Raw genomic sequence first — 26960 nt, 5'->3', positions numbered from 1 at the left:
TTGGTGGAACGTGTTCTACTGTGCCCCGCATGACCGACGGGTCCACCGTGAGCAGCGCAAGCACCGGAATCGCAGGCGGCATCGGAACGACCCAGGAGCACCGGGACCTGGCCGCGTCCGTACGGGGCTGGCTGGCGCGCGCCGTCCCGGGTGCGGAGCGGCGCGCGGCGCTGGAGGCGCCGCCGGGCCGGGAGCGTCCCGACTGGTGGAAGGGGCTCGCGGCGCAGGGCCTGTGCGGCATCCACCTGCCCGAGGACGCGGGCGGCGCGGGCGGTTCCCTGCTCGACCTGGCCGTCGTCGTGGAGGAGACCGGCAGGGCCGCGCTTCCGGGTCCTTACCTGCCGCACGTGCTCGCCTCCGAACTCCTGCGTGCGGCGGGCGGCGTGGACACCGCACTGCTCGGGGCGCTGGCCACCGGCGCGCGCGTCGCCGCCCTCGCCCTCACCCCCGGCTCCCTCACCGCGGCGCCCGGGGACGGCGACGGCCCCTCCTACGTGCTCGACGGCACCGCCCCACCCGTTCTCGGCGGAGCCCAGGCCGACGTGCTGCTTCTCGCCGCGCGCACCCCGTCCGGCACCGTGTGGCTCACCGTCGACGCCGAAGCGCTCGACATCCGCGCGCAGGAGAGCGCCGACCCGCTGCGCCCCACCGCCGAGGTCACCGCCCGCGGCCTTGAGGTGCCGGCGGCCCGCGCGCTGCCTCTCGACGACGACCGCGTACGCGAGGTCGCCGCCGTCCTCTTCTCCGCCGAGGCGTGCGGCCTCGCCGCCTGGGCGCTGGCGACCGCGACCGAGTACGCCAGGACCCGCGAGCAGTTCGGGCGGCCCATCGGCCAGTTCCAGGCCGTCAAGCACCTGTGCGCCGACATGCTCGTCCGCCTCGAACAGGCCAGGGCCCTCACCTGGGACGCGGCCCGCGCCTCCCGCACGCCGGACGAGGAGGCGGCGCGGGCGGCGGAGGCGGCCGGCGGGCAGCACGGCGAGGAGGACCCCGCGGCGGTCCGCGCTCTGACGGCGGCGCTCGCCGCCTCGGCCGCGCTGGAGGCGGCCCACACGTGCGCCAAGGACTGTGTGCAGATCCTCGGCGGTGTCGGCTTCACCTGGGAGCACGACGCGCACCTGTACCTGCGCCGCGCCGTGGTGGCCCGGCAGCTGCTGGGCACCGGCGCGACGCACCGGCTGCGCGCCGCCCGGCTCGCGGGCGCGGGCGCCCGCCGCAGACTGCGGATGCGGCTGCCGTCCGAGGCGGAGGGCTACCGCGCGCAGGCGCGCGAGGTGATCGCGCCGCTGCGGGGGCAGGACCCGGCGGCGGTCCGCCGCGCACTGGCGCCGACCGGCTACGCGGCCCCGCACCTGCCGCACCCGTACGGCCTGGGCGCGGGGCCCGTGCGCCAGTTGGCGGTGCAGCGCGAGCTGGACGAGCACGGCGTCAAGGTCGCCGACCTGGGGATCGCCACCTGGGTCGTGCCCTCCCTGCTCACCTACGGCACCGAGGAGCAGCGCGAGCGCCACCTGATGCCGACGCTGAGCGGCGAGGTGCTGTGGTGCCAGCTCTTCTCCGAGCCGGAGGCGGGCTCCGACCTGGCCTCGCTGCGCACCCGCGCGGAGCGGACCGGGGACGGCGGCTGGCGGATCAACGGGCAGAAGGTGTGGACGTCGGCGGCGCAGTGGGCGCAGTGGGGCATTCTGCTGGCGCGCACGGAAGCGGAGGCGCCCAAGCACGAGGGGCTGACGTTCTTCCTCGTCGACATGGCCCACACCCCCGGGCTCACGGTGCGCCCGCTGAAGGAGATCACGGGCGACGCGCTGTTCAACGAGGTGTGGTTCGACGACGTCGTGCTGCCGGCCGACGCGGTGGTCGGTGAGGTGAACGACGGCTGGCGGGTGGCCCGGCACACCCTCGGCAACGAACGCGTCCACATGGCCGATCAGCTCACCTTCGGTACGGGGCTCGAAGCGCTCCTCGCCCGGCTGGATCCGGGCGGCGGCGCACAGGAGGGCATCGACGACACGGTGCGCGAGCGGATCGGCGCGCTGGCGGCCGAGGCGCACGCGCTGGCCTGCATCGGGCTGCGCACCACGCTCCAGCAAGTCGAGGGCCTGGATCCGGGCGCCGGCGCCAGTGTCCGCAAGCTCATCCAGACCCCGCACCAGCAGCGGATCGCCGAACTGGCCCTCGAACTGCTGGGCGCGGGCGGCGCGGTGTGCGAGGGCGCGGGTGAGCGGGCCGTGCACGAGTTCCTGATGTCGCGCTGTCTGACCATCGCGGGCGGTACCACCCAGGTGCAGCTCAACGTGGTGGCCGAACGCCTCCTCGGCCTGCCCCGCGACCCGGAGCCGCGCCCCCTCCTCTGACCTCGTACCCGGGCTCGTTCGCTCATCCGTACGCGTCCGGCGCACTCGTCCGAACGCTCTCCCGAGACGCAAGGAGCAGCCATGACAGGCAAGGCGTTCGTCATCGGCGTGGGGATGACCCCCTTCGTCAAGCCCGAAACCCGCGAGTGGCAGTACTGGGACATGGCCCAGGAGGCGGGCAGCGCGGCGCTGAGCGACGCGGGACTCGCCTACGACGCCGTCGAACAGGCCGCCGTCGGCCACTGCCACCAGCCCTCGACCGCGGCGCAGCGCGCCGTCTACGCACTCGGCCTCACCGGCATCCCCGTCTACAACGTCAACAACAACTGCGCCACGGGCTCCACCGCGCTGATGCTGGCCCGCCAGTTCGTGTCCTGGGGCGTCAACGACTGCGTCCTCGCGCTCGGCTTCGAGAAGATGACGAGGGGCGCGCTGGGCGCGGGCGCGGACGCGGGCGACTTCGCCACCTCGCCCGTCGCCCGGCACTACGGCGTCATGGCGGCCGGGCACGGCTTCGAGGCGAGCCCGCCCACCGCGCAGATCTTCGGCAACGCGGCCCGCGAGCACAGGGAGCGGTACGGCACCACGCGCGGGCAGCTCGCCGCGGTGGGCGAGAAGAACCACCGCCACTCGGCGGGCAACCCGCGCGCACAGTTCCGCGACGTCTACGAGCGGGACGAGATCCTCGCCGCCAAGGTGATCCACGACCCGCTGACCCGGCTCCAGTGCTCACCCACCTCCGACGGCGCGGCGGCCGCGCTGGTCGCCTCCGAACGCTTCGTGCGCGAGAGGGGCCTGACGGAGCACGCCGTGGAGATCGTCGGGCAGGCCATGACGACCGACACCGAGGACTCCTTCGCCACCGGCTCGTGCATCGACGTCGTCGGCCGCCCCATGGCGCGGGCCGCCGCGCGCCAGGCGTACGAGGAGAGCGGCCTGGGCATCGAGGACGTCGACGTGGTCGAGCTGCACGACTGCTTCTCGGTCAACGAACTGCTCACCTACGAGGCGTTGGGCATGTGCGCGGAGGGCGACTCGGGACCGCTGGTGGAGTCGGGGGCGACGACCTACGGCGGCCGGTGGGTGGTCAACCCCTCGGGCGGGCTGATCTCCAAGGGGCACCCCCTCGGGGCGACGGGCCTCGCCCAGTGCGCCGAGCTCGTCTGGCAGTTGCGCGGCACCGCGGGGCCCCGCCAGGTGGCGGGCGCGCGTGTGGGCCTGGCCCACAACATCGGCCTGGGCGGCGCCGCGGTGGTGACGCTGCTGCGGCGCTGAGCCCCTCCGGCCCCTGCCTGTCCGCACCGTCGCCGGGGCGGAAAACCGCGGGGGAGGGGCCGGTGAAAATGACACACTTGCGCGCATGCCCCTCTCCGCGCCCCGCCTCTGGGCGGTCGTACTGGCCGCCTGCGCGGGCCAGTTCCTCGTTGTGCTGGACGTGTCCGTCGTCAACGTCGCCCTGCCCTCGATGCGTGACACCCTCGCGCTGTCCGAGACGGGCCTGCAGTGGGTCGTGAACGCCTACACCCTCACCTTCTCCGGGCTGATGCTGCTCGGCGGCCGGGCCGCCGACCTGTTCGGGCGCAAGAAGGTCTTCCTCGCGGGCCTCGCCCTGTTCACGGCGGCGAGCCTGGCGGGCGGCCTCGCGCAGGAGCCGTGGCACCTGCTGGCGGCCCGCGGCATCCAGGGCATGGGGGCCGCCATTCTGGCCCCCGCCACGCTGACGCTGCTGACGACGTCCGTCCCCGAGGGCCCGGCCAGGACGAAGGCGATCGCCACGTGGTCGGCGGTGGGCGCGGGCGGCGGCGCCGCGGGCGGGCTGGTGGGCGGGGTGCTCACCGACGCGCTCTCCTGGCGCTGGGTGCTGCTGATCAACGTGCCCATCGGCGCGCTGGTCGTCGCGGCGGCCGCCGTCTGGCTCACCGAGAGCCGCGAGGAGACGGTGCGCAGGCTCGACGTGCCCGGCGCGCTGCTGGTCACGGTGGGCCTGGGCGCGGTGGCCTACGGCATCGTGCGGACCGACAGCGCGGGCTGGGCGGCGCTCAGCGCGCTGGGCCCGCTGGTGGCGGGGCTGGTGCTGCTGGGGCTGTTCGTCCTGGTCGAGGCGCGGTCGCCCGAGCCGCTGGTGCCGTTGCGGCTCTTCCGCAACCGCGCCGTCTCCGCCGCGAACGCCGCCATCTTCATCAACGGCCTGGCCATGTTCGCCATGTGGTACTTCCTGTCGCTCTACACCCAGAACGTGCTCGGCTACACGCCGCTCCAGGCGGGCTTCGCGCTGGTCCCGCACTCGCTGACGATCGTGCTGGGCTCCCAGGTGGCGCCGTTGCTGATGGCGCGGGTGGGCGAGCGGTATCTGGCGGTGGCCGGCGCGGCGATGGCCGGGCTCGGCTACCTGTGGCAGGGCACCATGGACGCGCAGGGCGGATACGTGACGGCGATCCTGGCGCCCGGTGTGGTGATGGCGCTCGGCGCGGGGCTGGCCGCGACGCCGCTGGCCACCATCGCGACGGCGACGGAAAAGCCGGGCGAGGCGGGCCTGTTGTCCGGGCTGTTCGGCACGGGACGCACGATGGGCGGGGCGCTGGGACTGGCCGTGCTGTCCACGGCCGCCGCGGCCCGCACCGGCGGACGGCACGACGCCGCCTCGCTGGCCGCGGGCTACGGCATGGCCTTCTTTGTCGGGGCGGTCCTGCTGGGCGCGTGCACGCTGTTCATGCTGGCGGCACTGCCCAGGACGCTGAAGAAGGCCCTCGTGGTGCCGGAGCGGGAGCCGGCTCCGGCGCCCGAACTTCCCTGAGGGCGCGGGCACCCGCTGCTGCGGGGCGCCGTCACAGCCAGCCGTTCTGGCGGGCCGCGCGGACGGCCTCCATACGGTTGCGGGTGGAGGTCTTGCCGATGGCGGCGGACAGGTAGTTGCGCACCGTCGCCCCCGACAGGTGCAGCCGTGCGGCGATGTCGGCGACGGTCGACCCGTCGGCCGCGGCCGAGAGCACCTCGCACTCGCGCCGGGTCAGCGGGTTGGGCCCGGCGCTGAGCGCGGCGGCCGCCAGCGTCGGGTCGATCACGCGCTCGCCGGCCAGGGCGCTGCGGATGGCTGAGGCCAGCTCCTCGACGGGGCCGTCCTTGACGAGGAAGCCGCCCGCACCCGCCTCCATGGCGCGGCGCAGATAGCCGGGCCGGCCGAACGTGGTCAGGATGAGCACCGTGCACGAGGGCAGCCTCTCGTGGAGTTCGGCGGCCGCGTCAAGACCGCTGCGCCCCGGCAGCTCGATGTCGAGCAGCGCGACGTCGGGCCCCGCCTCCAGCGCGGTGGGGACGATCTCGTCGCCGGAGGCGACCTGGGCGACGACCTCCATGTCCTCCTCCAGGTCGAGCAGCAGGGCGAGCGCGCCGCGCATCATGCCCTGGTCCTCCGCCAGCAGGACCCTGGTCACCGGCCCGTCCTCTCCTCGGTCGTGGCCTCGGCCGTCTCGACGTCCACGGGCAGTTCGGCCACCACCCGGAAGCCGCGCCGCCCGTCGGCGCCGCCGTCGAGGGTGCCGCCCGCCGCCGCCAGCCGCTCGGCCAGCCCCCTCAGCCCGGTACCGGCTCTCGGGCCGGCGGCGGTCCGCGGGCCAAAGGCGCCGCGCTGTGCGTCACCGGAGCGTACGCCGGAGACCGGCGTACCCGGCCCGCGGCCCTCCGCGCCGGCCCCGCACCCGTCCTGTGCGGGGCCGCGTCCGTCGTCGGTGACCGTCACGCGCACCAGGTCCGCCGTCGTCCGCACCTCGATCTCGCAGCGTCCTGCACGGCTGTGCCGCACCGTGTTGGTGACGCTCTCCCGGATCACCCAGCCCAGCAGCGCCTCGGTCTGCGGTGGCAGCGGTGGGCCCGACCAGCGCACCTCGGGGGTGATGGCGGCCGCCTCCAGCACGGAGCGGGCCCGCTCCAGTTCGGTGGCCAGGCTGCCCTCGCGGTAGCCGCTGACCGCCTCGCGGATCTCGGTGAGCGCCTGCCTGCCGACGGCCTCGATGTCGAAGGCCTGCGCGAGCGCGGCGTCCAGGTCGCGGGCGCTCAGCCTGCGGACGGCCTCCGCCTTGACGACGATCACCGACAGGGTGTGGCCGAGCAGGTCGTGCAGGTCGCGGGAGAAGCGCAGCCGCTCGCGCTCCACGGCGGTCCGTGCCAGCTCCTGCCGGGTGTCCTCCAGCTGCCGCACGGTGTCGAAGAGCCCCAGCACCGCCGCGGTCACCATGCCGGAGACGAACGTGCCGTAGCCGACGCCCACGGCGCTGGAGATGTCGCCGTGGCCGTGGTCCCAGCCGGTGACGAATCCGGCGGTGCCGCTCAGCGCGATCAGCCACCCGCCCAGGTGCCTGCCGCGCAGCTGCCGTACGGCGCCGGAGGCGAGCGAGAGCAGCGGGAAGAACAGCGTCCACGCCCCGCCGTAGCCGACGGCCACCGCGAGGGTGAGCGCGGTCAGCCCGGCGAGCCCGTACAGCGGGGTGCGCCGGTCGCGGTGGCGGGGGTCGAAGGCGGTGAAGACGACGAGGATGTAGAGGCTGTTGAAGGCGAGCAGCGCGGCCCCGCCGATCCAGGGGTTGCCGGACTTTCCCTGGATCACGTGGGAGAGGGCGCCCAGCCCCATGAGGAGCCAGGGCAGGAAGGTGTACTTGCCGGGTCCCCTGCCCCGGGCGGCCCGCTCCCGGTGCCGCTCGGCCACGGGATCGGCCGGTGTCCCCGGCCGCGCTGTGGGTGTGCCTGCGACTGTCGTCATGGCGACGACGGTACGGCGCCGGGCGGCCGGCGGTGCAGATCCGGATGTGGGCGGCCGAGCAGGACGAATGTCACGGGCCTGGCCCGGATCCCGGCTTGGCTGACGGGGCATCAGGTCTTCCCATGTGCGGGACGCTGCGTTATACAGGTAGCCCCCGGATTGGTTAGAACGTGTTCTCATTCCGACCGGCCCGAAGCGGTCCTGGCCCGGCCGACGGTGCGGACGACCGGGCCAGGGCCCCGCCGAGAGCAGCCCGTAGGACGCAAGGAGCCCGCCACCCCATGCCCATCGACGCACGCCAGGCCCTCGCGGCCGAACCCCGCAGCACCGAGATCTCCTGGGATCACAAGGACGTCCAGCTCTACCACCTCGGCCTCGGCTCCGGAGTACCCGCCACGGACCCGGCCGAGCTGCGCTACACGCTGGAGAGCAGGCTGCACGTCCTGCCCTCGTTCGCCACCGTCGCGGGCGCCGGCATGGGCGTCGTCGGCGGCCTGTCCGCGCCCGGCATCGAGGTCGACCTGGCGGCGGTGCTGCACGGCACCCAGTCCGTCGTCACCCACAGGCCGCTGCCCGTGGGCGGCCGCGCCACCTCCACCTCGCGCCTCGCCGACCTCTACGACAAGGGCAAGGCCGCCGTCCTCGTCCTGCGCACCGACGTCACCGACGCGGAGGGGCCGCTGTGGACCAGCGAGGCCCAGCTCTTCGTCCGCGGTGAGGGCGGCTTCGGCGGCAAGCGCGGCCCCTCGGCCCGCATGGAGCTTCCCGAGCGGGACCCCGACCACGTCGCCGACCGCCCCATCCGCGAGGAGCAGGCGCTGCTCTACCGCCTCTCCGGGGACTGGAACCCGCTGCACGCCGACCCCGACTTCGCCCGGCTGGCCGGGTTCGAGCGGCCCATCCTGCACGGCCTGTGCTCGTACGGGATGGCGCTGAAGGCCGTGGTCGACGAGGTGCTCGGCGGGGACGTCACCCGCGTCTCCTCCTACGCCGTCAGGTTCGCCGGGGTCGTCTACCCGGGGGAGACCCTGCGGGTGCGCGTCTGGCGCCTGGACGAGGCACGCCTCCAGCTGACGGCCACGGCTCTCGAGCGGGACGACGCCGCCGTGCTGGGGGACGCCGTGGTCACGCACACCTGAGCCGGTACCCCTACCCCTGAGAAGGAGTCCGAGATGCGCGCAGCGGTACTGCACGAGACCGGTCAGGACAAGCTGGAGGTCGTCGACGACGTCGAGCCCGCCGGGTTCGGCCCCGGCAAGGTACGCGTCCGCATCCGGGCCACCGGACTGTGCCACTCCGACCTGTCCGCGATGAACGGGACACTCCCGCAGCTCGCCCCGTTCGTGCCGGGCCACGAGGGAGCGGGCGAGGTGCTGGAGGTGGGGGACGGCGTCACACACGTACGGGCGGGCGACCGGGTCCTGGTGTGCTGGCTGCCCGCCTGCAACAGCTGCCCCTCGTGCCGGCGCGGCCAGCGGCACCTGTGCCTGACCGGGTTCATGAACGCGGGCACCGCCAACTTCCGCCGCACCACCGGCGGCACGGACGTCTTCGGCTTCGCCGGCACCGGCACCTTCGCCGAGGAGGCCGTCTTCGACGCGCCGTGCGCGGTGCCGATCCCCGACGACGTGCCCTTCGAGATCGCCGCCCTGATCGGCTGCGGGGTCACCACGGGGCTCGGCGCGGCGTTCAACACGGCGCGGGTCGAGGCGGGCTCGTCGGTGGCCGTCCTCGGCTGCGGCGGTGTCGGCGTCAGCGCGATCCAGGGGGCCAGGGCGTGCGGCGCCGCGCGGATCGTCGCCGTCGACCCCGTCGCCTCCCGTCGCGAGGCGGCGCTGCGGTTCGGCGCGACCGAGGCCGTCGCCCCCGATGAACTGGCCGCGGCGAAGCAGCGCCTGACGGGCGACGAGGGCTTCGACTACGTCTTCGAGGTGGTCGGCAGGTCGGCGACGGCCCGTACCGCCTACGAGACCACCCGGCGCGGCGGCACCCTGTGCGTGGTGGGCGCGGGCGCCATGGACGACCAGCTCCAGTTCAACATGTTCGAGCTGTTCTTCGACGAGAAGCGCATCCTGCCCTCCCTCTACGGCGGCGGCGACGTGCTGCGCTCCTACGACCGCGCGGTGGAGCTGTGGCGGGCCGGCCGCATCGATTTGGAGTCGCTGATCACCCACCGGGTCAGCCTCGGCGAGATCAACGACGCGCTCGACCAGATGCGCACCGGCGAGGCGCTGCGCACCAGCATCTCTCTCTGACGGCCACCGCAGCGACTTCGAGAGGACGGACATGTCAGTGGCGGGTTGTTTGCAGGGCAGGACCGCGATCGTCACCGGTGCCGGGCGCGGACTGGGCCGCGCCGAGGCGCTTGAGCTGGCCCGCCTCGGGGCCCGCGTCGTCGTCAACGACTTCGGGCGGCCCGGCAGGGACGGGAGCGGCGAGGCGTCGGCCGGTCCCGCGGAGCAGGTCGCCGCCGAGATCCGCGCGGCGGGCGGCGAGGCCGTCGCCCACCAGGGCGACGTGGCCGACTTCCGGCAGGCCGAGGAGCTGGTGCGGCTGGCCCTGGACACCTACGGTTCGCTGGAGATCCTGGTCAACAACGCCGGCATCCTGCGGGACCGGATGGTCTTCTCGATGAGCGAGGAGGAGTGGGACTCGGTCGTCCGCGTCCACCTCAAGGGGCACTTCAACACCACGCGCTTCGCCGCCGCGCACTGGCGCGAGAGGTCCAAGGCCGCCGGCGGCCCGGTCTACGGGCGGATCGTCAACACCTCCTCCGAGGCGTTCGTCGCGGGCTCGGCCGGCCAGCCCAACTACGCGGCGGCCAAGGGCGGCATCGTCGGCCTCACCACCTCGACGGCGGGCGCGCTGGCCAAGTACGGCGTGACGGCGAACGCCATCTGCCCCCGGGCGCGCACCCGGATGACCGAGGACGTCTTCGCCGGCTTCGCGGTGCCCGACGAGGGGCTCGACCCGCTGGCGCCCGAACACGTCTCCCCGCTGGTGGGCTACCTGGCCTCGCCCGCCGCCTCCCGCGTCAACGGGCAGCTCCTGGTGGCGCACGGCGGCATGGTGGCGCTGCTGGAGAGGCCGAAGGTGGCGGCGAAGTTCGACACGGACAAGGAGGTCTTCACCGTCGAGGAACTGGACGAGAAGCTGACCCCGTTCTTCGGCGCGCGCTCCCCGCGGGAGACGTTCGCGGCGGGCGAGGTGCTCGGCCTCACGAAGGGCTGAGCGCGCGGGAAGGGCCGTACGGCGAAGCCCCGGCCGCCGCGGGTCGGGCGGGCGGCCGGGGCTTCGCCGTGCCGCGCGGCGGACCTCGCCGCGCGGCACGGGGCACTACGCGGGTTCGGGACGGCGGTGGCGTCCCTGCGCGGGTACGGTCTGTTCCTCTCGTGCGGCGGCTTCCCCCCTGTGCTTCCCCCGGTGAGCCCCCTCGCCGGCCGTCTGCGTGTCGCTCGGCGTCTCGGTCTGGGTGTCGGACATCGTGATGTCACTCCGTCAATCGCTTGCTGCCGTCGTACCCGGCGGAGTTTAACGACCGGGAGCAGCCGACTTCAGGCCGTTTCAGCCGCTGGTCACGCCGTGCCGCTGGGCAGCGGAGCCTGCTGGAGCGGCACCGGTTTGCGCGCCGTCTCCCCCAGGGCCCCGAACGAGCCCGTGCCGCCTGCGGAAACGGCCCGGCGGACCAGGGAACCCAGCAGCCCGGAGGGCGACCCTCCGTGACCTCGATGTTGTAGACCCGTGACGTCACCGCCCGCGTCGGAAGCCGGCGGTCCGGCCTGCGGCTGGGGCTCGGCCTGGCGCGGTGGCTCGCCGGCCCCCGGGGAGGGCGGAGCAGGAGCCGGATGCGCGGACGGGGGCGTCGCATGCGCGGACGGGTGCTGTGCATGCGACGGGGGCTGCGACTCCGACGAGGGCGGCGACGGTGGCGGTGACGGTGGTGGGGAGGACGGTGGGGACGAGACGGGCGAGGGGGGCGGGGAGGGCCGCGAGGCCGGGGAGGGGGCCGCTGCCCGCGTCGGGGTCCGGGGCGCCGGCGGGGCCCCGAGCGGTGGGGTGTCCGCACCCGGTGCGGGCGTGCCGGCCCCCTTGGTGGGGTCCTCGGGCCGCCGCTCGCTCCCGGCCGCCGACTCCTGACCGTCCGGCAGCGGCGCGCGCATGCGGGCCAGCCCGCACGGGTTGTGTGCGGTGGAGTAGGGGACCCGCAGCTCGCCGTCGGCCGTCCACAGACCCTTGCCCGTCAGCCACCCCGGCGGGCTCGCCACATGCCGCAACTCCTTGAGCCCCGGGCGCCACACGGCCGGCCAGGTGCCCTGCGCCGCGTCGACGCGCAGCGCCACCCCGCACCGCTCGGGCAGCAGCGTCTGTCCCGGCTGCACGGCGATCGGGGTGAGCCGGGTCCCGGCCGGGTGCAGCACCTCGGGGAAGCGGACCGGGCGGTGGCTGCCCAGCACGCCCCAGCCCAGCCGTTCCTCGCCGGGCGCGTCGGAGCTCACGAGCAGCAGCCCGCTGTCCGGGTCGGCCAGCAGCAGGCGGTCGTTGCTCTTCTCGGTGATCTGCAGGAGCGGGGAGACCGCGCCGCCCGCGGCGAGATCGACGGCGACCGTCTTGGCCGGCCCCTCGCCCCCGGGCCCCCGGGCCTCGACCGCGAGCAGCCGCCCCTCCGGGTCCAGCCAGGCGCCGCCCGAGCAGCGGGCCTCGATCCGCGCGACGCGTTCGAGCGCACGCGGGGCGCCGGGTGCCACCCGCCACACGTCGGTGGCGCGGCCGCCCGCTGCCGTGGCGAGCGCGTAGGCGCGGATGCCGCAGGGGGCGGGGGGCAGCAGCCGCAGCTCGTCCGTCTCCACGGTGCCCAGGCGCAGTTCGCCGGTGTCGGGCCCTGAGGGGTAGAGCAGGGCCAGGGAGTGGTGCCCCGGCGCCGGGCGGGCGATGAGCACCCGCCCGTCCGCGAGCGGCAGCACGCCGCTGCCGGGGTCTTCGGGCTGCTTCACGGGCAGCGGCACCGCGTACGGTTCGGGACCGCCGAGCGTCCAGCGCTCGGGGTACCACAGCTCCGTGCCGGCGCGCGTGGTGAGACGGGCGGCATACGAGCCGTCCGCCGCGACCGTGAAGCTCTCGTTCATGACCTTCGCGACACTCGCCGTCATGCCTCGATCACCTCCGGTGACCGAAACTAGGGGGCGCCGTCGCGGACGCAGGCGGGGACCGAGGCGCTTCACGCGTAAGGGTGACCGAAGGCGGAGTTCGCCTGCGACGGCGCCCCGCGGTGTGCTGGGACCCGCGGCCCACGCCGGCGACGGCGGTCCGCGCCGTGCCGGGAACGGCCGCGTCCGCGCGCGGAGGGCGCCCACCCGCACGCGACCGCCGGCCCCGGGGCGCCCGGACAACCTCCGGGCCCGGCGCCAGGAAAGAAGGGGCCGCAGGGGCTGGGGGAGACCTCAGGCGGGACAGGTAGCCTTGCCCCCGTGCCAGCACAGCCCGCCCTCTTCGAAGTCATCGCAGCGCTCGACGCCCTGTGGCCGCGCGAGCGCGCCGAGCAGTGGGACGCCGTCGGCACCGTGTGCGGCGACGTCACCGATCCCGAGGCCCGCGTCAGCCGCGTCCTGTTCGCCGTCGACCCCGTGCAGCGGATCGCCGACGAGGCCGTCGCCACGGGCGCCCAACTCCTGGTCACGCACCACCCCCTCTATCTGCGCGGGACGACCACCGTCGCCGCCGACACCTTCAAGGGCCGCGTCGTGCACACCCTGATCCGCGGCGGAGTGGCCATGCACGTCGCCCACACCAACGCCGACACCGCGGACCCGGGCGTCTCCGACGCGCTCGCCTCCGCGCTCGGACTGCGCGTGCTGCGCCCCCTCGTACCCGACCCCACGGACCCCGAGGGGCGCCGCGGGCTGGGCAGGATCTGCGCGCTCGACCGGCCGCTCGCCCTCGGCGACCTGCTCGAGGCGGCCGCCGCCGCGCTGCCGGTCACCGCGCAGGGCATCCGCGTCGCCGGCGATCCGACCGCGACCGTGCGGACCGTCGCGGTGTGCGGCGGCTCGGGCGACGGCCTCTTCGACGCCGTACGCGCCGCGGGGGTCGACGCCTACCTCACCGCCGACCTGCGCCACCACCCCGCCTCCGAGGCCCGCGAACACGCGCCGCTCGCCCTGCTGGACGCCGCCCACTTCGCCACCGAGTGGCCCTGGTGCGAGCAGGCCGCAGCCCAGCTCGACGCGATCGCCGAACGGGAGGGCTGGGACCTGCGCACCCGGGTCTCCCGCACCGTGACCGACCCGTGGACCGCGCACGCGCCGTCGCTGCCGCAGGCGTCCCCGCTCACGTCGCCCGCCGCGCCCAGCCCCACCGCACCGACCGCCCACGACCTCACCCCGGGAGCCCCCAACTGAACGCCGCGCCCGCCGATCAGATCCGCCTGCTCGACGTCCAGGCACTCGACATCCGCCTGTCGCAGCTCGCGCACAAGCGCAAGACCCTGCCCGAGCACGAGGAGATCCAGCGGCTGGAGGCCGACCACGCCCAGCTGCGCGACCTGCTCGTGGCCGCGCAGACCGAGGAGAGCGACACGGCGCGCGAGCAGACCAAGGCCGAGCAGGACGTCGACCAGGTCCGCCAGCGCGCCACCCGCGACCAGCAGCGCCTCGACTCCGGCGCCGTCACCAACCCCAGGGACCTGGAGAACCTCCAGAGCGAGATCGCCTCGCTGGCCAAGCGTCAGAGCGACCTGGAGGACGTCGTGCTGGAGGTGATGGAGCGCCGCGAGTCCGCCACAGGGCGCGCGGCCGAACTCGGCGAGCGCGTCGAGTCCGTCGGTACGAAGGTCCAGGAGACCACCGCCCGCCGGGACGCGGCGCTCGCCGAGATCGACGCGGAGGCGGAGAGCGTCCGCAAGGAGCGCGAGACCATCGCCGCCGCCGTCCCCGACGACCTCATCAAGCTCTACGACAAGATCCGTGAGCGCGAGGGCGGCGTCGGCGCCGCCAAGCTCTTCCAGCGCCGCTGCGAGGGCTGCCGCCTGGAGCTGAACATCACCGAGCTCAACGAGGTGCGCGAGGCGCCCGCCGACACCGTGGTCCGCTGCGAGAACTGCCGCCGCATCCTGGTGCGGACCCCGGAGTCCGGCCTGTGAGCTGGGGGCACCCCCGGCCGGAGACCGGCGGTGCCCCGGTCCGCCGGACGTTCGTCGTCGAGGCCGACGGCGGCTCCCGGGGCAACCCGGGTCCGGCGGGTTACGGCGCCGTCGTCCGGGACGCCGCCTCGGGGCAGACCCTGCGCGAGACCGCCGAGTTCCTCGGCCATGCCACCAACAACGTCGCCGAGTACCGCGGTCTGCTGGCCGGGCTGCGTGCCGCCCACGAGCTGGACCCCCACGCCGCCGTGCTGGTGCGGATGGACTCCAAGCTCGTCGTCGAGCAGATGTCGGGGCGCTGGAAGATCAAACACCCGGACATGCGGCCCCTCGCGCTGGAGGCCGGCTCCGTCTTCCCACCTCAGGCCGTCACCTACGAGTGGATCCCCCGCGCGGAGAACAAGCACGCCGACCGGCTCGCCAACGAGGCGATGGACGCGGGCAAGCGCGGCGTCAGCTGGCAGCCCGGCGCCTCCACCGCCGAACTCGACACGGCCGGCGCGGCACCGGCCACCGCCGGTGCGGGCTCCGCGGGCGCGGAGTCAGCCGACACGGACTCCGCCGACGCCGGCTCCGCCGACCCGGGGCCGACGACCTCCGCCGACCCGGGGCCGACCGCTCCCGCCGTCCGCGTCGGCTGGGGCCCGGACATGGGCACGCCCACCACGTTCGTGCTGCTGCGGCACGGCGAGACGGTGCTCACCCCCGAGAAACGGTTCTCCGGCAGCGGTGGCAGCGATCCCGAACTCTCCGCGGTCGGGCGGCGGCAGGCCGCCGCCGTCGCCGACACGCTGGCCGCGCGGGGCACCATCGAGGCCGTCGTCGCCTCACCCCTGCGCCGCTGCCAGGAGACGGCCGCGGCGGTCGCCGGGCGCCTCGGGCTGAGCGTCCGCACGGAGGACGGGCTGCGCGAGACGGACTTCGGCGCCTGGGAGGGGCTGACCTTCGCCCAGGTCCGCGAACGCCACCCCGAGGACCTGCAGGCCTGGCTGGGCTCGGCCGATGTCTCGCCCACCGGAGGAGGCGAGTCGTTCGACGCCGTGGCCCGGCGGGTGGCGCGCTCCCGCGACCAGCTCCTGGCCCGCTACGCGGGCCGCACCGTGCTCGTCGTCAGCCACGTCACCCCGGTCAAGACTCTCGTCAGGCTGGCGCTCGGCGCGCCCGTGCAGTCCCTCTTCCGCATGGAACTCGCCGCCGCCTCCCTTACGGCCGTCGCCTACTACGCCGACGGCAACGCCTCGCTGCGCCTCCTCAACGACACGGCCCACCTGCGGTAACCCCCGCCGGAAGGAGGCACGGAAGGCCGTACGGAGGGCGGCGGGTCAGCGGCCCGCCGTCGCGGCCTGCGCCGCCAGCGCCTCGACGCGGTCCCAGTCCTTGGCGGCGAGAGCGTCCCCCGGGAGCATCCAGGTGCCGCCCACGCAGGCGACGTTGGGCAGGGCGAGGTACGAGCCCGCGTTGGCGGCCGAGACGCCGCCCGTGGGGCAGAAGCGGGCCTGGGGGAGGGGCGAGGCCAGCGACTTGAGGTAGGCGGTGCCGCCCGCCGCCTCGGCGGGGAAGAACTTCATCTCCCGCACGCCGCGCTCCAGGAGGGCGACGACCTCGGAGGTCGTCGAGACGCCCGGCAGGAACGGCACCCCGGAGGCGCGCATGGCCTCCAGCAGCGTGTCCGTCCACCCGGGGCTGACCAGGAAGCGGGCGCCCGCCTCCACCGCCTCGCGCACGTTGTCCGGTCCGAGCACGGTCCCCGCGCCGACGACGGCTTCGGGGACGGCCTCGGCGATCGCCCGGATCGCCGCGGGCGCCGCCGGGGTGCGCAGCGTCACCTCGATCGCGGGCAGCCCGCCCGCCACGAGCGCCCGGGCGAGGGGCACGGCGTCCTCGACGTCGTCCAGCACGACGACGGGGATGACGGGGGCGAGATCGAGGACGGAGGACGTGGCGGGGCTGCTCATACGCGTATGCTGCCCCTCCTCGCGCACGCCGCGCAACAGGCGTTGCGCCCCCTGCAACGGGAGCCTTCCACTACAGCTCCGTCACCACCACGTCGAGCGCGCTCGAAGCCCCCGGCCTGGGTTCGCCCTGCGGGCCCTCCACCACATAGCCGAGGTCGCGCAGCGCGTCGGCCAGCTCCTGCGGGGTCCGCGGCTCTGCGCCCTCCTCCAGCAGCGCCCGCACCAGGCGGCCCTTCGTCGCCTTGTTGAAGTGGCTGACGACCGACCGCTTCTCCACACCGTCCACGGTCTTCGACTGCAACACCCGCACGGTGGCCGTCCGCCGCGCCGTGTCGCCCTTGGGCTTCCACATCGCGGCGTACGCCGACGAGCGCAGGTCGAGCACCAGGCCCTCACCGGCGGCCTGCGGCAGCGCCGACTCCAACGGCCCGCGCCAGTAGCGGCCCAGCGGCCCCGTGCCGGGCAGCTTCACGCCGCCCGAGAGCCGGTAGGAGGGGATGCGGTCCCCGGTGCCCACCGCGCCCCACAGCGCGGAGAAGACCAGCAGCGACCGTGCGGCACGGCGGGCGGCCGCGGCGCTGAGACCGCCAAGGTCCAGCGCGTCGTAGAGCACCCCGGTGTACAGCTCGCCCGCCGGCCTGGTGGGCGCCGTGAACAGCCCCGCGTTCTTGGCGATCTCGCCGCGCAGTCCCTCGCTGAGCCCGAGCACCTCCCGGGCCTTCTCCTCGTCCGCCCGGCAGAGCGCCACCAGCTCCTCCAGCACCGTCTCGCGGGCCGGCGTCAGCGCGGGAAGGGAGAGCGAGGCCAACTCCAGCGGGCCCTCCTGCCCGCCCTCGGCCTTCCCTTCTGACGGCGGCAACAGCACGAGCACGGCACTTCTCCTTGTCCGGGGCGCTCCCGGGCCAAGGTCCGGAAGCGGGGTGACGGTGTGAGAGCCAGCGTACGGAACCGTGCGCCGCCGGGCGTGCGAGGCTCACGCTGCTCGCGGTAAGGAGAGGCGTGGGGCTCACAGCGCCTGCGGTAAGGAGAAGAGCCGGTCGGGGTCGTGCATGGCCTTGATCTTGGCCAGCCGCTCGGCGTTGCTGCCGTAGTAGGCGTGCCGCCAGTCGCGCAGCGCCGGGTCCGGATGGTTCTGGTAGGCGAAGCCGCTGGCCCATGGCCGCATCGCCGCGTGCGTGGCGTCCAGCCAGCCGCGGAGACCCGCCACCGTCTCGGCGCCCGCGGTCTCCTGCCAGCCGGCCGCGTACTGCGCCAGAAACCGCGCGTCGCGGTGCACGAACGCGGTGGCGTCAGGGCGCGGCCGCTCCACCGCGCCGCCCAGCGCGTGCAGCGTGACGCTGCCCGACCCGTCGCCGCGCAGCCGGACCAGCTGCTCGACGCGTGCGACGAGCGCGCGGATGCCCTCGGGCGGCAGGGGGCGGGTGCAGAAGTCCGAGCGCACCGCGTACGACTGGCGGGGCACCCTGCCGCGCTTCCTGCGGCCGGGCAGCGTGCCCCGCTGGTGTGCCTGCGCCAGGGTCCACCCCGAGACGCCGCCCAGCACCTTGACGGCGTCCAGGAACGAGTGCCGCCGCAGCGAGAGGTCCGCCGGCATCCCCTGCGTCCGCGGACCGCGACGCGGGCTGCGGGCGCGGCCCACCAGCCGGTCGAGGTGGTTCTCCAGCTCGCGGCGGGCCCCGAGCGACAGGCCCGAGACCCGCACGCTGCCGGGGCGGCCGCCGGCCGGAGCCGACAGGTGCAGGTTCGCCCAGATCTCCTCCGGCGCCACGGGCGCCCACCGCTGCCACTCGCGCACCACGTCGGCCGCGTGCTCCCAAGGCCATGTCAGGAAGAACGTGAGGCAGGAGGGCGCCACATGGGTGCGGAACTCCAGCGAGGTGACGACGCCGAACTGGCCGTTCCCCGCGCCGCGCAGCGCCCAGAACAGCTCGGCGTCCCCGTCCTCGGCCACCCGGCGCTCCTGCCCGTCGGCCGTGACGAGCGTCGCCCCGGTGAGGCTGTCGCACGTCAGCCCGTAGGCGCGCGCCACGACCCCGATCCCGCCGCCCAGCGCCAGCCCCGAGATCCCCACCGTCGGCGCGGCGGCGGCCGGTATGGTCCGCTTGTGCGAGGCCAACTCGGCGTGCACGTCCAGCAGTTTCGCCCCGGCGCCGACCGTGGCGCTGCGCCCCGACGCGCTGACCTCCGCCATCTTCTGCACGTCGACGACGAGCCTGCCCGAGCCCGTGGACCAGCCCGCGGACGAGTGCCCGCCGCTGCGGACGGCCACCGGCACCCCGAACCTGCGGGCGAACGCCAGGCACTCGGCGACGTCCCCGGGGCCCGCGCAGTAGGCCACGGCGGCCGGACGGACCGCGTCGAAGCGCGGGTTGGCCAGCTTGCGCGCGGCGGTGAAGTCCCGGTCCCCAGGGCGCAGCAACGTGCCGTCCATGCCCGCGCCGAGCGCCGCCCACGTCGCCTCGCCGAGCCGCTCCGGGCCGACGGACCCGCGTGTGCCGCCCCCGCGCGCGCCGTGCCCCCGTGCCACACCCGCGCCCCCGACTCCCCCCGGTGGCCGCCCCGCCTCACCACTCGTGCCGGCCACGGGAAGGGGCGGGTGCGGGGGAGTCATCACCGTAGCCAACCAGCAGGCGGGGGCGCCCGCCAGCCAATTGTGGTTACAGTCGGGCGCATGACTGATGTGACCGGGTTTTCCGCGCGTGGAGATGTAGGGCCGCCCCAGGCGGAGGGCGGCGAGAGGGAGACGCTGACGGCCTTCCTCGGATATATGCGGGAGGCGGTGATCGCGAAGGCCGCCGGGCTCACCGACGAGGTCGGCCTCGCGCCGGGCGTGCCGTCGGGCACCAGCCTGCTGGGCCTCGTCAAGCACCTGACCCGGGTCGAGCACAACTGGTTCGTGTGGGGCTACGCGGGCGACGGCGGTGAACAGCCCCTGGACGACGACGCGCCGCCGGAGGCGGGGGAGACCGGCGAGGCGCTGATCGCCGCCTACCAGGAGGCGATCCGCGCCTCGGACGAGGTCATCGCCTCCTGCGACGACCTCGGCCGCCGCGGCGCGCGCTCGCTGCGCGCGGGGGCGGAAGGCCCGACGATGCGCTGGCTCCTCGTCCACATGATCGAGGAGACCGGCCGCCACGCGGGCCACGCCGACATCCTCCGCGAGCAGACCGACGGAGCGACGGGGCGCTAGACGCTAGGCGCTGGGCCTTTCGGGCTTGCTCCGGCAGGGAGTGACACCGCTCGCAGTGTGCGGGCTGCCGGGTGGGGTGTGGCTTGTCGCGCCGTTCCCCGCGCCCCTCCGGGGCGCGGGGAACGCCTTACGCTACGGGCGCGCCCTCCTCCGCCGGGAGCGTGTCCATGAACGAGCTGACGGAGAAGACCGCACGGCCCGCGCCCGCGGGACCGTATCCGGGCGGCGAGGACAGCCCGTGCCGCTGCATCGCGCTGCGGTAGGCGTCCAGCAGCCTGATGTGGTACTCCAGCGGCGCACCCATCGGGTTCGTCTTGCCCAGCGGCGTGGTCGGCTCCGGGCACCAGGTGGTGAAGCGCGGGGTGATGCCGTTGGACATGAAGAAGTCCAGGCCCTCGGTCGTGGAGGCGATCGCCTCGTCCACCGAGCCGAAGCCGTACGGAGCCGCCATCTCGACCCCCGCGACGAAGTTCGGGATCACGTTGCGCGGGCCGAAGACGTCCGCCGAGTCGAGGATGCGGCGGTGCCACTCCTCACGGCCGACGTAGCGCTCCTTGCCGGGGCAGTACAGCTCGAACAGCCGCTTGTCCCACACCTCGAAGTTGGGGTGGTAGATGCTGATGCCGTAGTCGTGGAAGCGCTGCACGTCCTCCTTGGGCAGCGCCTGGGCCACCACCTTGCCCGTCCAGCGCCCCGGGAAGCGCTCCTCGATGGCCTTGGCGTACCGGCCGTAGAAGTCCGCCTCGTCCATGCCCTGCACCTTGGAGGTGATCGAGCCGCCGGTGAGGGTGTAAGCCCGCGAGGCGCCGAGGGAGTCGTGGTCTGAGATGATCTGGAGCGCCTCCAGCACCTCCTCGACCGGCTTGACGCCCGTGTAGGGGCGCCCGGCCGCCTTGTGCTGCCGCCAGTTGTGGTTGATGTCGCAGTACTGGCACTCCTCCTTGGCGCCGAAGTACTGGCACACCCGGAAGACGGTCAGGTAGATCAGGTAGCCCCACTGGATGGTCGGCGCCACCTCCATCACGGACTTCCCGTTCGCCAGCGCGTGCCGGTAGTAGTCCGGCATCGGCGGCAGCCCGACATCCGCGATCCGCTTCCCGTCCAGGTACAGCCCGAGAGCGCCGTCCTCGCCCGCCTTCACGCGGTACGGCGAGTCCGGGTTCACCCGTACGGAGACGACGGTGCGGCGCAGATCGTAGGGACCGCCCGTCAGCACGACCTCCTCCGGCGGGCGGCGCAGCGCGGCCTCACCCAGCTCGGGCAGGGTGCGGTGGTCGAAGGAGAAGATGAAGTACGACTTCGGCTTCACCTCGCCGGTGGCCTCGTCGGTGGTGTCGCTGAGCGCCGAGTCGTCGAAGGCCATCCCGCCGCGGAGCAGGTCCTCCTTGAGCACGGCCTCCCGCGGGATGTGCTCGAAGCGCTGCATCAGGTCCTCGATCAGGGCGGTCCTGTTGCCTTGCTCCTGCTCGTGCGGGGGCCTGCCCGAGGGCAGGCGGGACGGCATCGGCAGGGGAGTGGGCGTTGGCGGCATGTGCGATCGGCTCCTCACTTCGCGGCCCGGGGGCGTACCCGACGGTACTCCCGCGTCCGAATGAGCCGCACACCTGCCCTCTTGGTTCGGTTTCGGGCGCCCACTCCCACACGTGCTCGGGCCGCCGTCCCGCTCACTCCCACACGTCGGGGCCGCCGCCGCGCCACTCGATCAGGTTCGGGTCGTCGAGCTGGATGTCGGCGGGGTCGAGCCCCGCGCGGCGCAGGAACTCGACCACGTCTTCGGAACGGTGCGCGAACCCGAGGCTCTCCGCGTGGGCGGTCACCTTCCGTCCCCCGGTGGCGGACGGAGGGTGTACGACGATCGGTGGAGTCATACCCCCAGCGTGCAGCCCAGGCCAACGCCCCGCACCTCTTCCGGCTCCCCGCGCCCTCGGCTCCCGGGCCCGGGGGCGTCAGCACGCCTCACCTCGGCGCCGGTATATCGAGTGAAGTGCGCATACATCCCGAATGGCCCGACCACACCCCGGGCAGCCCGCACGTGTCCGGATCCGCCCGTCCGGGTGGACGCCACGCCCCGTCACCGGGTCTGGCCGCCGCGCACACGAGAAAGGCACCCCATGCTCAAGCGCACCGCGCTCGCCACCGCCGCACTGACCGCCACCGTGCTGCTCGCCGCAGCGGGAACGGCCGCAGCCTGCCCCGCGCACGAGGGCGGCCGCGACCACGGCCGCGGCGCCCCCCACTCCCACGGGCTGCGGCCGCACGAGCAGAGTGGGCCGCGGCAGGAGATGCGCCCCTCGCAGGAGACGGGGCCTCAGCACCAGGGTGCGCCCCAGCAGGAGCTGCGGCCCCAGCAGCCGGGCGGGCCCCAGCAGCAGATGGAGCCCCAGCGGCCGATGGGGCCTGAGCAGCAGAGCGCTCGGGAACAGGCCGGACCCCAGCAGCCGGGCGGGCCGGACCAGGCCCGGCCCGAGCAGGCCGGGCCCCAGCAGGTCGAGCAGACCAGGCCGCAGCAGGCCGGGCCGCAGCAGCAGGGACGGGTGGACGGCGAAGGGCAGGGGCGGCCGCAGGACATGCGCGAGACCGTGCGCCCCGTCGACGGCACCGAGACGGGAAGCCTCCTGAGCCCGCAGAGCATGGGCCGCATGTTCGCCATGTGAGCACGCTCGGCCCGTGCGGGCCAGGCTGCGCCGCGAGGGCAGCCACCACGGACGAAGGGCGCGGCCAACGTGGGAGCCGCGCCCTTCCCGTGTGCCCCGGTCGGGCACGGCAACGTACCGACCCGGTACGGCACGGTCAGCCCCCGTCCGGCCCGGCCGGGCGGTCAGCCCCCGCCCGGTCCGGCCGGGTAATGCGGTTGGCGCTCCCGAGCGCGCCGCCTAGAGTGCGCGCCATGAGTGCCTGCTCCTGCGCCTTCGCGGCCTGCGCCTGCGCCGCGTGCGCCGCCATGACGCGCCCCCGCCGCCCGTAGCGGCGGCCGTCTCTCCCAGCGAGAAGCTCCGCCGCTCCAGCGCGTCAGCGCCGGGCGGCTCTTCGTGCTGCCCGGCTTCCCTTCCGAAGCCGCGGAGTTCCCGTGCCCAGGCACAGCACACGACACACGACCTTCCACGACGGCCGCCACGAACTCGGCCAGAACTTCCTCACCGACCCCGCGACGATCCGGCGGATCGTCTCCCTCGTCGCCCGCACCCGAGGCCCTGTCGTCGAGATCGGCGGCGGCGACGGCGCGCTGACGGTGCCGCTGGAGCGGCTCGGCCGGCCGCTGACCGTCCTGGAGGTGGACGGCCGCACGGCCACCCGGCTCCGCCGGCGAGTGACGGACGCCACCGCCGTGCGCCAGGCCGACTTCCTGCGCTGGAAGGCACCCCGCACCCCGCACGTCCTGGTCGGCAACCTCCCCTTCCACCGGACCACCGCCATGTTCCGCCACATCCTGCACGCACCCGGCTGGACGGACGCCGTCCTCCTCGTCCAGTGGGAGGTCGCGCGGCGGCGCGCCGGCGTGGGCGGGGCGACGATGATGACGGCCCAGTGGTGGCCCTGGTACGACTTCCGGCTGGCCGAGCGCGTTCCCGCGGGGGCCTTCAGGCCCAGGCCGGGGGTCGACGGCGGCCTGATGACCGTCACCCGCCGCCCCGAGCCGCTGCTGGCGGCCGGCGCGCGCCTGCGTTACCAGGACTTCGTCCACCGGGTCTTCACCGGCCGGGGCCGCGGCCTGGCCGAGATCCTGCCGCTCGCCACACGCGGCCTGCCCCGGCGGCGGACCGTCCCGTGGCTGCGCCGCCAGGGCCTGTCCCCCTCGGCCCTCCCCAAGTCGCTGACGGCCCCGCAGTGGGCGGAACTCTTCCGGCTGGCTCAGGAGTGCTCCTGAGGCGCCACGCAGGGGTGCCCGGAGCAACGCGGCCCGGAGGCCGGACCACGGCCGGACCACAGCTTTCCGCCGCGGACCATGAGGGCGCCCTGGCTTCTCCGGACCGTTGTCAGTGCCCGGTGCGAGACTCGTCTTCTCCGTATCCATCATGCTGGCTGCGTGTGGACGGAAGGCCCCGCCGGCAGCGCGGCGGGGCCGCTCACCTCAGGACGTACGGCGACGGAAGGGCGGGCAGGGGCAGCATGGCGAACGCGCAAGGCCGCGGCGGCGGACGGAAGTTCCGCGCCGTCACGGCGCTCCAAAGGTATGTCGTCAACCCGCTCACCACGCGGCTGCCGGGGCAGGTGCTCCTGGAGACCACAGGCCGCGTCTCCGGCCGCCCGCGCCGTACGCCGCTCGGCGGGCGCCGCATGGGTGACCGGTTCTGGCTGGTGGCAGAGCACGGCGAGGCGGCGCAGTACGTCCGCAACATCCGGGCCGATCCGCGCGTCCGGGTCAGGGTGCGGGGCCGCTGGTATGCGGGTACGGCCCACCCCCTCCCGGACGACGACGCGCGCGCCCGGCTCCGATCCCTGCCGCTGCTCAACAGCGCCGTGGTCCGCGCAGTGGGCACGCAGCTGCTGACGGTCAGGGTGGACCTCGACGGCGACTGAGCGCGGAGCACGGCGCATCGGCACACACGGAGGAAGACCGCACGGCAGACGGAAGCGCACGCGTGGTGCGGCTTCGGCAGGAGGAGGAACCGGATGGCGCACGAGCCGACGCGGGTGCCCGACAACACCGCGGTGCGGACCGCGCTCTGGCGGGCGCTGCACCTGCGGGTCGACGCGCCCCCGCACGTGGTCGAGGACGAGATCGGCCTGCGGTTGGCCGCTCCCGGAGACGACTGGCAATCCCGTCCTGACATGGATCCGCAGGCCACCAGCGGGTTCAGGGCATCCATCGTGGCGCGCGCCCGCTTCGTCGAGGACCTGGTCGCCGAGCAGGCCGACCGGGGCGTGAGCCAGTACGTCGTCCTGGGAGCGGGCCTCGACACCTTCGCGCAGCGCAGGCCGGAACTCGCCGCCCGCCTGCGGATCTTCGAGATCGACCAGCCCGGCACCCAGGCGTGGAAGCGCCGCCGCCTGGCCGAACTGGGCTACGGCGTCCCCGACCGGCTGCACCTGGTGCCGGTCGACTTCGAGGCGGGCGAGGGCTGGCTGGAGAAACTGGTCGCGGCCGGCTTCGACGCCTCCAGCCCGGCGGTCGTCGTCTCCACCGGCGTCACCGTCTACCTCACCAAGGACACGACCTCGGCCACCCTGCGCCGGGTCGCCGATCTCGCGCCGGGCTCGACGCTCGCCATGACCTTCATGCTGCCGGCCGACCTGCTCGACGGCGAAGACCGCCCGGGTCTCCGGACGAGCAAAGAGGGGGCTCAGGCGTCGGGGACGCCGTTCGTCAGCTTCTACACCCCGCCCGAGATGCTCGCACTGGCCCGCGAGGCGGGCCTCGCCCAGGCACGGCACCTGCCGGGAGCCGCGCTCGCCGAGCGCTACTTCACCGGGCGCACCGACGGCCTCCGCCCCTCCAGTGGGGAGGACTGGCTGCTGGCCACCACCTGACGTGAGCGACCGCTGCCGCCGATGGCAGCGGTTGACAGTCCAATGTGTGAGTGGTTTATTACTCACATGCCCACTCCCGCGCCTCAGCGACAGCTTTCGACCGCCGACGAACGACGGAGGACCGTCCTCCGGACGGCGGTCAGCGCCTTCGCAGACCGGGGATACTTCGGCACCACGACCACGGACGTGGCGAAGCGCGCCGGCATCTCGCAGGCCTACGTCTACCGGCTCTTCCCCGACAAGGAGGCCCTGTTCGTCGCGGTCGTCGAGCACTGCTTCGCCCATATCCGCGAGAGCCTCGGCGACGGGGCCGCCGCCGCGCGGGGGAGCGGGCCACGGGAAGTTCTGGACGCGATGGGTGACGCGTACGCCCAGCTCATCGCGGACCGTGACCTGCTGCTGCTCCAGCTGCACGCCCAGTGCGCGGCCGCGGCTGAGCCGGCCATTCGCGAGGTGGTGCGCACCGGCTACGCGCGGCTGGTCGAGTACGTGCGAGGTGTGTCCGGCGCACCGGAAGCCGACGTCCAGCGCTTCTTCGCCGTGGGCATGCTCTGTCATCTCGTCGTCGCCACGGACGCGCACGAGGTCGACGCGCCGTGGGCGCGCACACTGTCCGACGGGCTCCGCCACTACTGAGGTTCCGCTCGCAGGGGGCCGACCGCGGCGTCGCGGCCGGCCGACCGGCCCTGGCTGGTTCCGCCGGCCTCCCGGCCGTCCCTGATGCCATGGCCCGCCGCGCTCCGCGGCTCTTTTTTCGGTCACAGGAGTGAGTGGTCAACCACACACAACACGAATCGAGAGGACGAAGACGAACGCGGAAGACGGAACACGGAAGACGGACACGGAATCCACAGACGACGGCGGAACCACACCCACCGGAACAACCGGCCGATGTACACACCCGGAAGGAAACAACCCTAATGATCCACCACTGCGTCCGCTTCACCATCAAGCCCGGCACCGCGCCGCACCAGCTCGAAGAGGCCCTGGCCAGTCTGCGCCACCAGGGCGAGGTCATCCCCTCCGTACGGTCGTTCCTCGTCGGCCGTGACCACGGCGGTGCGTACGAGTGGGGTGCCACCTTCCAGCTGGACGATCTCGACGGCTACCGGGAGTACTTGATGCACCCCGCCCACCGTCGCACGGACGAGATCGGTCTGCCGCTGGTGGACAAGTTCGTGTCGTTCGACCTCACGGACGACACGGACCCGGAGGTCGGCCGGCAGATCGCCGCCCTGCACCAGCGCCGCTTCGACGCCGACCCTGATCTGACCCGGCTCGTCTCGGAACTCAGCGCGTACACGGGCAGCGCGGCACCCGGCCCCCACGGCGCCTGACCCCACCCCGCCCGGCCCACACCCGGCCCGCGTCGGGGCGAGCAGACGGGACACCGTCCTCCGCCCCGGTGGGCCTGGGTGCGGGCTGGGAGGCCAAGAAGCTCAAGGAGGTCTCACGGGGCTCCTCTGATTCTCAGTTGCCGAGCGGGAACGACTCGGACGACGACGCCACGACCGGTAACGCCGCTTGCGACGCCGCGCTGTTCCCTTCCGGGGTGAGACCATCCAATCCGTCACCTCCATGGCGGTGCGGCATCGTCCCGACCTCGGGACCGCGCCGTCAGCGCTTCGCCGGGTGTCAGCCGCCCGCTCCCAGTCGGTGGCGCAGCGTCGCGGCGAAGTCCTGGGCCATCTCCAGCCGGGCCCGCAGGGTCTCGCACCGGGCGTCGGCCACCTTGCGGTAGGCGTCGAGGCGCTCCCTGAGCCGCTCCCGCTCCTCGTCCGAGGGCGGATCCTGCGTGGCGGCGATCCGGTCGGTGATCTGGAGCAGGTCGCGCATCTCCTCCAGGGAGAAGTCCAGCGGTTTCATCCGCCGAATGACCATCAGGCGCTCCACGTCGGCCTCCGTGTAGAGCCGGAAGCCGCCCTTGCTCCGGGCGGAGGGGACGACGAGGTCGACTTCCTCGTAGTGGCGGATGGTGCGCAGCGACAAGCCGGTCCGCTCGGCGACCTCGCCGATCTGCATCTGCCGCTCACCCATCGGCCTGCCTTCTCCTTCTGTCGTCCGCTCTGTCGTCCGCCTGGTTCGAACGTGTCATGAGGCCCTG

Annotated in this window: 25 protein-coding genes; 16 read left to right on the top strand and 9 right to left on the bottom strand. The window is 74.2% G+C overall.

Annotation, left to right across the window (positions count from 1 at the left end):
* Nucleotides 1-29 precede the first annotated feature (29 nt).
* The 3 genes from MMF93_RS10005 (at nt 30) to MMF93_RS09995 (ending at nt 5148) form a co-directional block, all read left to right on the top strand.
* Nucleotides 30-2354, top strand: coding sequence for an acyl-CoA dehydrogenase family protein (locus MMF93_RS10005; RefSeq protein ID WP_242750840.1), 2325 nt, complete (start codon nt 30-32; stop codon nt 2352-2354).
* Between the two features lie 81 nt (nt 2355-2435).
* A complete protein-coding gene (locus tag MMF93_RS10000; RefSeq protein WP_242750839.1) occupies nt 2436-3629 on the top strand; it encodes a lipid-transfer protein in 1194 nt (397 codons plus the stop codon).
* A gap of 85 nt (nt 3630-3714) precedes the next feature.
* A complete protein-coding gene (locus tag MMF93_RS09995; RefSeq protein ID WP_242750838.1) occupies nt 3715-5148 on the top strand; it encodes an MFS transporter in 1434 nt (477 codons plus the stop codon).
* Nucleotides 5149-5179: 31 nt separating this feature from the next.
* Here the strand turns inward: MMF93_RS09995 and MMF93_RS09990 are convergent, their stop codons facing one another.
* Together MMF93_RS09990 and MMF93_RS09985 are read right to left on the bottom strand one after the other, a co-directional pair.
* A complete protein-coding gene (locus MMF93_RS09990; RefSeq protein ID WP_242750837.1) occupies nt 5180-5785 on the bottom strand; it encodes a response regulator transcription factor in 606 nt (201 codons plus the stop codon).
* The gene (locus MMF93_RS09985) at nt 5782-7107 is read right to left on the bottom strand and encodes a sensor histidine kinase (RefSeq protein ID WP_242750836.1); all 1326 of its coding nucleotides are present in this window, start codon (nt 7105-7107) and stop codon (nt 5782-5784) included. The genes MMF93_RS09990 and MMF93_RS09985 overlap by 4 nt, the downstream gene beginning before the upstream one ends.
* 281 nt (nt 7108-7388) lie before the next feature.
* Between MMF93_RS09985 and MMF93_RS09980 the strand changes: the two genes are divergently transcribed.
* Genes MMF93_RS09980 through MMF93_RS09970 form a run of 3 tightly spaced genes read left to right on the top strand, consistent with a single transcriptional unit; the run spans nt 7389 to nt 10338 of the window.
* Nucleotides 7389-8246, top strand: coding sequence for a MaoC/PaaZ C-terminal domain-containing protein (locus tag MMF93_RS09980; protein WP_242750835.1), 858 nt, complete (start codon nt 7389-7391; stop codon nt 8244-8246).
* Between the two features lie 33 nt (nt 8247-8279).
* The gene (locus tag MMF93_RS09975) at nt 8280-9362 is read left to right on the top strand and encodes a Zn-dependent alcohol dehydrogenase (RefSeq protein WP_242750834.1); all 1083 of its coding nucleotides are present in this window, start codon (nt 8280-8282) and stop codon (nt 9360-9362) included.
* A gap of 31 nt (nt 9363-9393) precedes the next feature.
* On the top strand, nt 9394-10338 hold the full coding sequence (locus tag MMF93_RS09970) for a 3-oxoacyl-ACP reductase (RefSeq protein ID WP_242750833.1): 945 nt from the start codon (nt 9394-9396) through the stop codon (nt 10336-10338).
* A gap of 344 nt (nt 10339-10682) precedes the next feature.
* On the opposite strand, the gene MMF93_RS09965 is transcribed toward MMF93_RS09970, so the two are convergent.
* Nucleotides 10683-12254 (bottom strand): hypothetical protein, encoded by a 1572-nt coding sequence (locus MMF93_RS09965; RefSeq protein WP_242750832.1) that lies wholly within the window; start codon nt 12252-12254, stop codon nt 10683-10685.
* Between the two features lie 318 nt (nt 12255-12572).
* Between MMF93_RS09965 and MMF93_RS09960 the strand changes: the two genes are divergently transcribed.
* The 3 genes from MMF93_RS09960 to MMF93_RS09950 are packed head-to-tail and all read left to right on the top strand — an operon-like array spanning nt 12573 to nt 15519.
* Nucleotides 12573-13502, top strand: coding sequence for a Nif3-like dinuclear metal center hexameric protein (locus MMF93_RS09960; protein ID WP_242750831.1), 930 nt, complete (start codon nt 12573-12575; stop codon nt 13500-13502).
* A complete protein-coding gene (locus tag MMF93_RS09955) occupies nt 13499-14242 on the top strand; it encodes a zinc ribbon domain-containing protein (protein WP_242757431.1) in 744 nt (247 codons plus the stop codon). Before MMF93_RS09960 ends, MMF93_RS09955 begins: the two co-directional genes overlap by 4 nt.
* On the top strand, nt 14239-15519 hold the full coding sequence (locus MMF93_RS09950) for a bifunctional RNase H/acid phosphatase (protein ID WP_242750830.1): 1281 nt from the start codon (nt 14239-14241) through the stop codon (nt 15517-15519). Before MMF93_RS09955 ends, MMF93_RS09950 begins: the two co-directional genes overlap by 4 nt.
* Before the next feature lie 45 nt (nt 15520-15564).
* On the opposite strand, the gene eda is transcribed toward MMF93_RS09950, so the two are convergent.
* The 3 genes from eda to MMF93_RS09935 all read right to left on the bottom strand — a co-directional run bounded on the left by eda (nt 15565) and on the right by MMF93_RS09935 (nt 18724).
* Nucleotides 15565-16197 carry a bifunctional 4-hydroxy-2-oxoglutarate aldolase/2-dehydro-3-deoxy-phosphogluconate aldolase gene (eda, locus tag MMF93_RS09945; RefSeq protein WP_242750829.1) on the bottom strand — a complete coding sequence of 211 codons (633 nt, stop codon included), beginning with the start codon at nt 16195-16197 and terminating at the stop codon, nt 15565-15567.
* A 70-nt stretch (nt 16198-16267) separates the two neighbouring features.
* Nucleotides 16268-17068 (bottom strand): peroxide stress protein YaaA, encoded by an 801-nt coding sequence (yaaA, locus tag MMF93_RS09940; RefSeq protein ID WP_242750828.1) that lies wholly within the window; start codon nt 17066-17068, stop codon nt 16268-16270.
* 135 nt (nt 17069-17203) lie between these two features.
* Nucleotides 17204-18724, bottom strand: a complete 1521-nt coding sequence (locus MMF93_RS09935) for an FAD-binding oxidoreductase (protein WP_242750827.1) — start codon at nt 18722-18724, stop codon at nt 17204-17206.
* A 144-nt stretch (nt 18725-18868) separates the two neighbouring features.
* On the opposite strand from MMF93_RS09935, the gene MMF93_RS09930 reads away from it, so the two are divergent.
* Nucleotides 18869-19387 (top strand): DinB family protein, encoded by a 519-nt coding sequence (locus tag MMF93_RS09930; RefSeq protein ID WP_242750826.1) that lies wholly within the window; start codon nt 18869-18871, stop codon nt 19385-19387.
* 127 nt (nt 19388-19514) lie between these two features.
* Here MMF93_RS09930 and MMF93_RS09925 read toward each other — a convergent pair whose 3' ends face one another.
* Entirely contained in the window at nt 19515-20891 is a 1377-nt protein-coding gene (locus tag MMF93_RS09925; protein ID WP_242757429.1) for a radical SAM protein, read from the bottom strand.
* Nucleotides 20892-21051: 160 nt separating this feature from the next.
* Nucleotides 21052-21255 (bottom strand): hypothetical protein, encoded by a 204-nt coding sequence (locus MMF93_RS09920; protein ID WP_242750825.1) that lies wholly within the window; start codon nt 21253-21255, stop codon nt 21052-21054.
* Between the two features lie 243 nt (nt 21256-21498).
* Between MMF93_RS09920 and MMF93_RS09915 the strand changes: the two genes are divergently transcribed.
* The 6 genes from MMF93_RS09915 to MMF93_RS09890 all read left to right on the top strand — a co-directional run bounded on the left by MMF93_RS09915 (nt 21499) and on the right by MMF93_RS09890 (nt 26193).
* Nucleotides 21499-22041, top strand: coding sequence for a hypothetical protein (locus MMF93_RS09915; RefSeq protein ID WP_242750824.1), 543 nt, complete (start codon nt 21499-21501; stop codon nt 22039-22041).
* 413 nt (nt 22042-22454) lie between these two features.
* Entirely contained in the window at nt 22455-23252 is a 798-nt protein-coding gene (erm, locus tag MMF93_RS09910; protein ID WP_242750823.1) for a 23S ribosomal RNA methyltransferase Erm, read from the top strand.
* A gap of 242 nt (nt 23253-23494) precedes the next feature.
* On the top strand, nt 23495-23905 hold the full coding sequence (locus tag MMF93_RS09905; RefSeq protein WP_242750822.1) for a nitroreductase/quinone reductase family protein: 411 nt from the start codon (nt 23495-23497) through the stop codon (nt 23903-23905).
* A gap of 93 nt (nt 23906-23998) precedes the next feature.
* Nucleotides 23999-24856 carry a class I SAM-dependent methyltransferase gene (locus MMF93_RS09900; protein ID WP_242750821.1) on the top strand — a complete coding sequence of 286 codons (858 nt, stop codon included), beginning with the start codon at nt 23999-24001 and terminating at the stop codon, nt 24854-24856.
* Between the two features lie 42 nt (nt 24857-24898).
* Entirely contained in the window at nt 24899-25492 is a 594-nt protein-coding gene (locus tag MMF93_RS09895) for a TetR/AcrR family transcriptional regulator (protein ID WP_423835391.1), read from the top strand.
* Between the two features lie 284 nt (nt 25493-25776).
* Complete coding sequence (locus MMF93_RS09890) at nt 25777-26193, top strand: Dabb family protein (RefSeq protein ID WP_242750819.1); 417 nt, start codon at nt 25777-25779, stop codon at nt 26191-26193.
* A 298-nt stretch (nt 26194-26491) separates the two neighbouring features.
* Here the strand turns inward: MMF93_RS09890 and MMF93_RS09885 are convergent, their stop codons facing one another.
* Entirely contained in the window at nt 26492-26893 is a 402-nt protein-coding gene (locus MMF93_RS09885) for a MerR family transcriptional regulator (RefSeq protein ID WP_242750818.1), read from the bottom strand.
* Nucleotides 26894-26960: the final 67 nt, after the last annotated feature.

Origin of the sequence: Streptomyces tubbatahanensis (assembly GCF_022699385.1) — a bacterium.
Taxonomy (GTDB): Bacteria; Actinomycetota; Actinomycetes; order Streptomycetales; family Streptomycetaceae; genus Streptomyces; species Streptomyces diacarni.
Note: the sequence above shows the minus strand (reverse complement) of the source record. Positions and strands in the feature narration are given on the sequence as shown.

Coding starts and splice junctions, on each gene's coding strand:
- MMF93_RS09890 (WP_242750819.1), top strand. CDS start 25,777: ATGATCCACCACTGCGTCCGCTTCACCATCAAGCCCGGCACCGCGCCG.
- MMF93_RS09915 (WP_242750824.1), top strand. CDS start 21,499: ATGCTCAAGCGCACCGCGCTCGCCACCGCCGCACTGACCGCCACCGTG.
- MMF93_RS09925 (WP_242757429.1), bottom strand. CDS start 20,891: ATGCCGTCCCGCCTGCCCTCGGGCAGGCCCCCGCACGAGCAGGAGCAA.
- MMF93_RS09985 (WP_242750836.1), bottom strand. CDS start 7,107: ATGACGACAGTCGCAGGCACACCCACAGCGCGGCCGGGGACACCGGCC.
- MMF93_RS09920 (WP_242750825.1), bottom strand. CDS start 21,255: ATGACTCCACCGATCGTCGTACACCCTCCGTCCGCCACCGGGGGACGG.
- MMF93_RS09885 (WP_242750818.1), bottom strand. CDS start 26,893: ATGGGTGAGCGGCAGATGCAGATCGGCGAGGTCGCCGAGCGGACCGGC.
- MMF93_RS09975 (WP_242750834.1), top strand. CDS start 8,280: ATGCGCGCAGCGGTACTGCACGAGACCGGTCAGGACAAGCTGGAGGTC.
- eda (WP_242750829.1), bottom strand. CDS start 16,197: ATGAGCAGCCCCGCCACGTCCTCCGTCCTCGATCTCGCCCCCGTCATC.
- MMF93_RS09970 (WP_242750833.1), top strand. CDS start 9,394: ATGTCAGTGGCGGGTTGTTTGCAGGGCAGGACCGCGATCGTCACCGGT.
- MMF93_RS09965 (WP_242750832.1), bottom strand. CDS start 12,254: ATGACGGCGAGTGTCGCGAAGGTCATGAACGAGAGCTTCACGGTCGCG.
- MMF93_RS10000 (WP_242750839.1), top strand. CDS start 2,436: ATGACAGGCAAGGCGTTCGTCATCGGCGTGGGGATGACCCCCTTCGTC.
- MMF93_RS09895 (WP_423835391.1), top strand. CDS start 24,899: ATGTGTGAGTGGTTTATTACTCACATGCCCACTCCCGCGCCTCAGCGA.
- MMF93_RS09980 (WP_242750835.1), top strand. CDS start 7,389: ATGCCCATCGACGCACGCCAGGCCCTCGCGGCCGAACCCCGCAGCACC.
- MMF93_RS09930 (WP_242750826.1), top strand. CDS start 18,869: ATGACTGATGTGACCGGGTTTTCCGCGCGTGGAGATGTAGGGCCGCCC.
- MMF93_RS09905 (WP_242750822.1), top strand. CDS start 23,495: ATGGCGAACGCGCAAGGCCGCGGCGGCGGACGGAAGTTCCGCGCCGTC.
- MMF93_RS10005 (WP_242750840.1), top strand. CDS start 30: ATGACCGACGGGTCCACCGTGAGCAGCGCAAGCACCGGAATCGCAGGC.
- MMF93_RS09995 (WP_242750838.1), top strand. CDS start 3,715: ATGCCCCTCTCCGCGCCCCGCCTCTGGGCGGTCGTACTGGCCGCCTGC.
- MMF93_RS09900 (WP_242750821.1), top strand. CDS start 23,999: ATGGCGCACGAGCCGACGCGGGTGCCCGACAACACCGCGGTGCGGACC.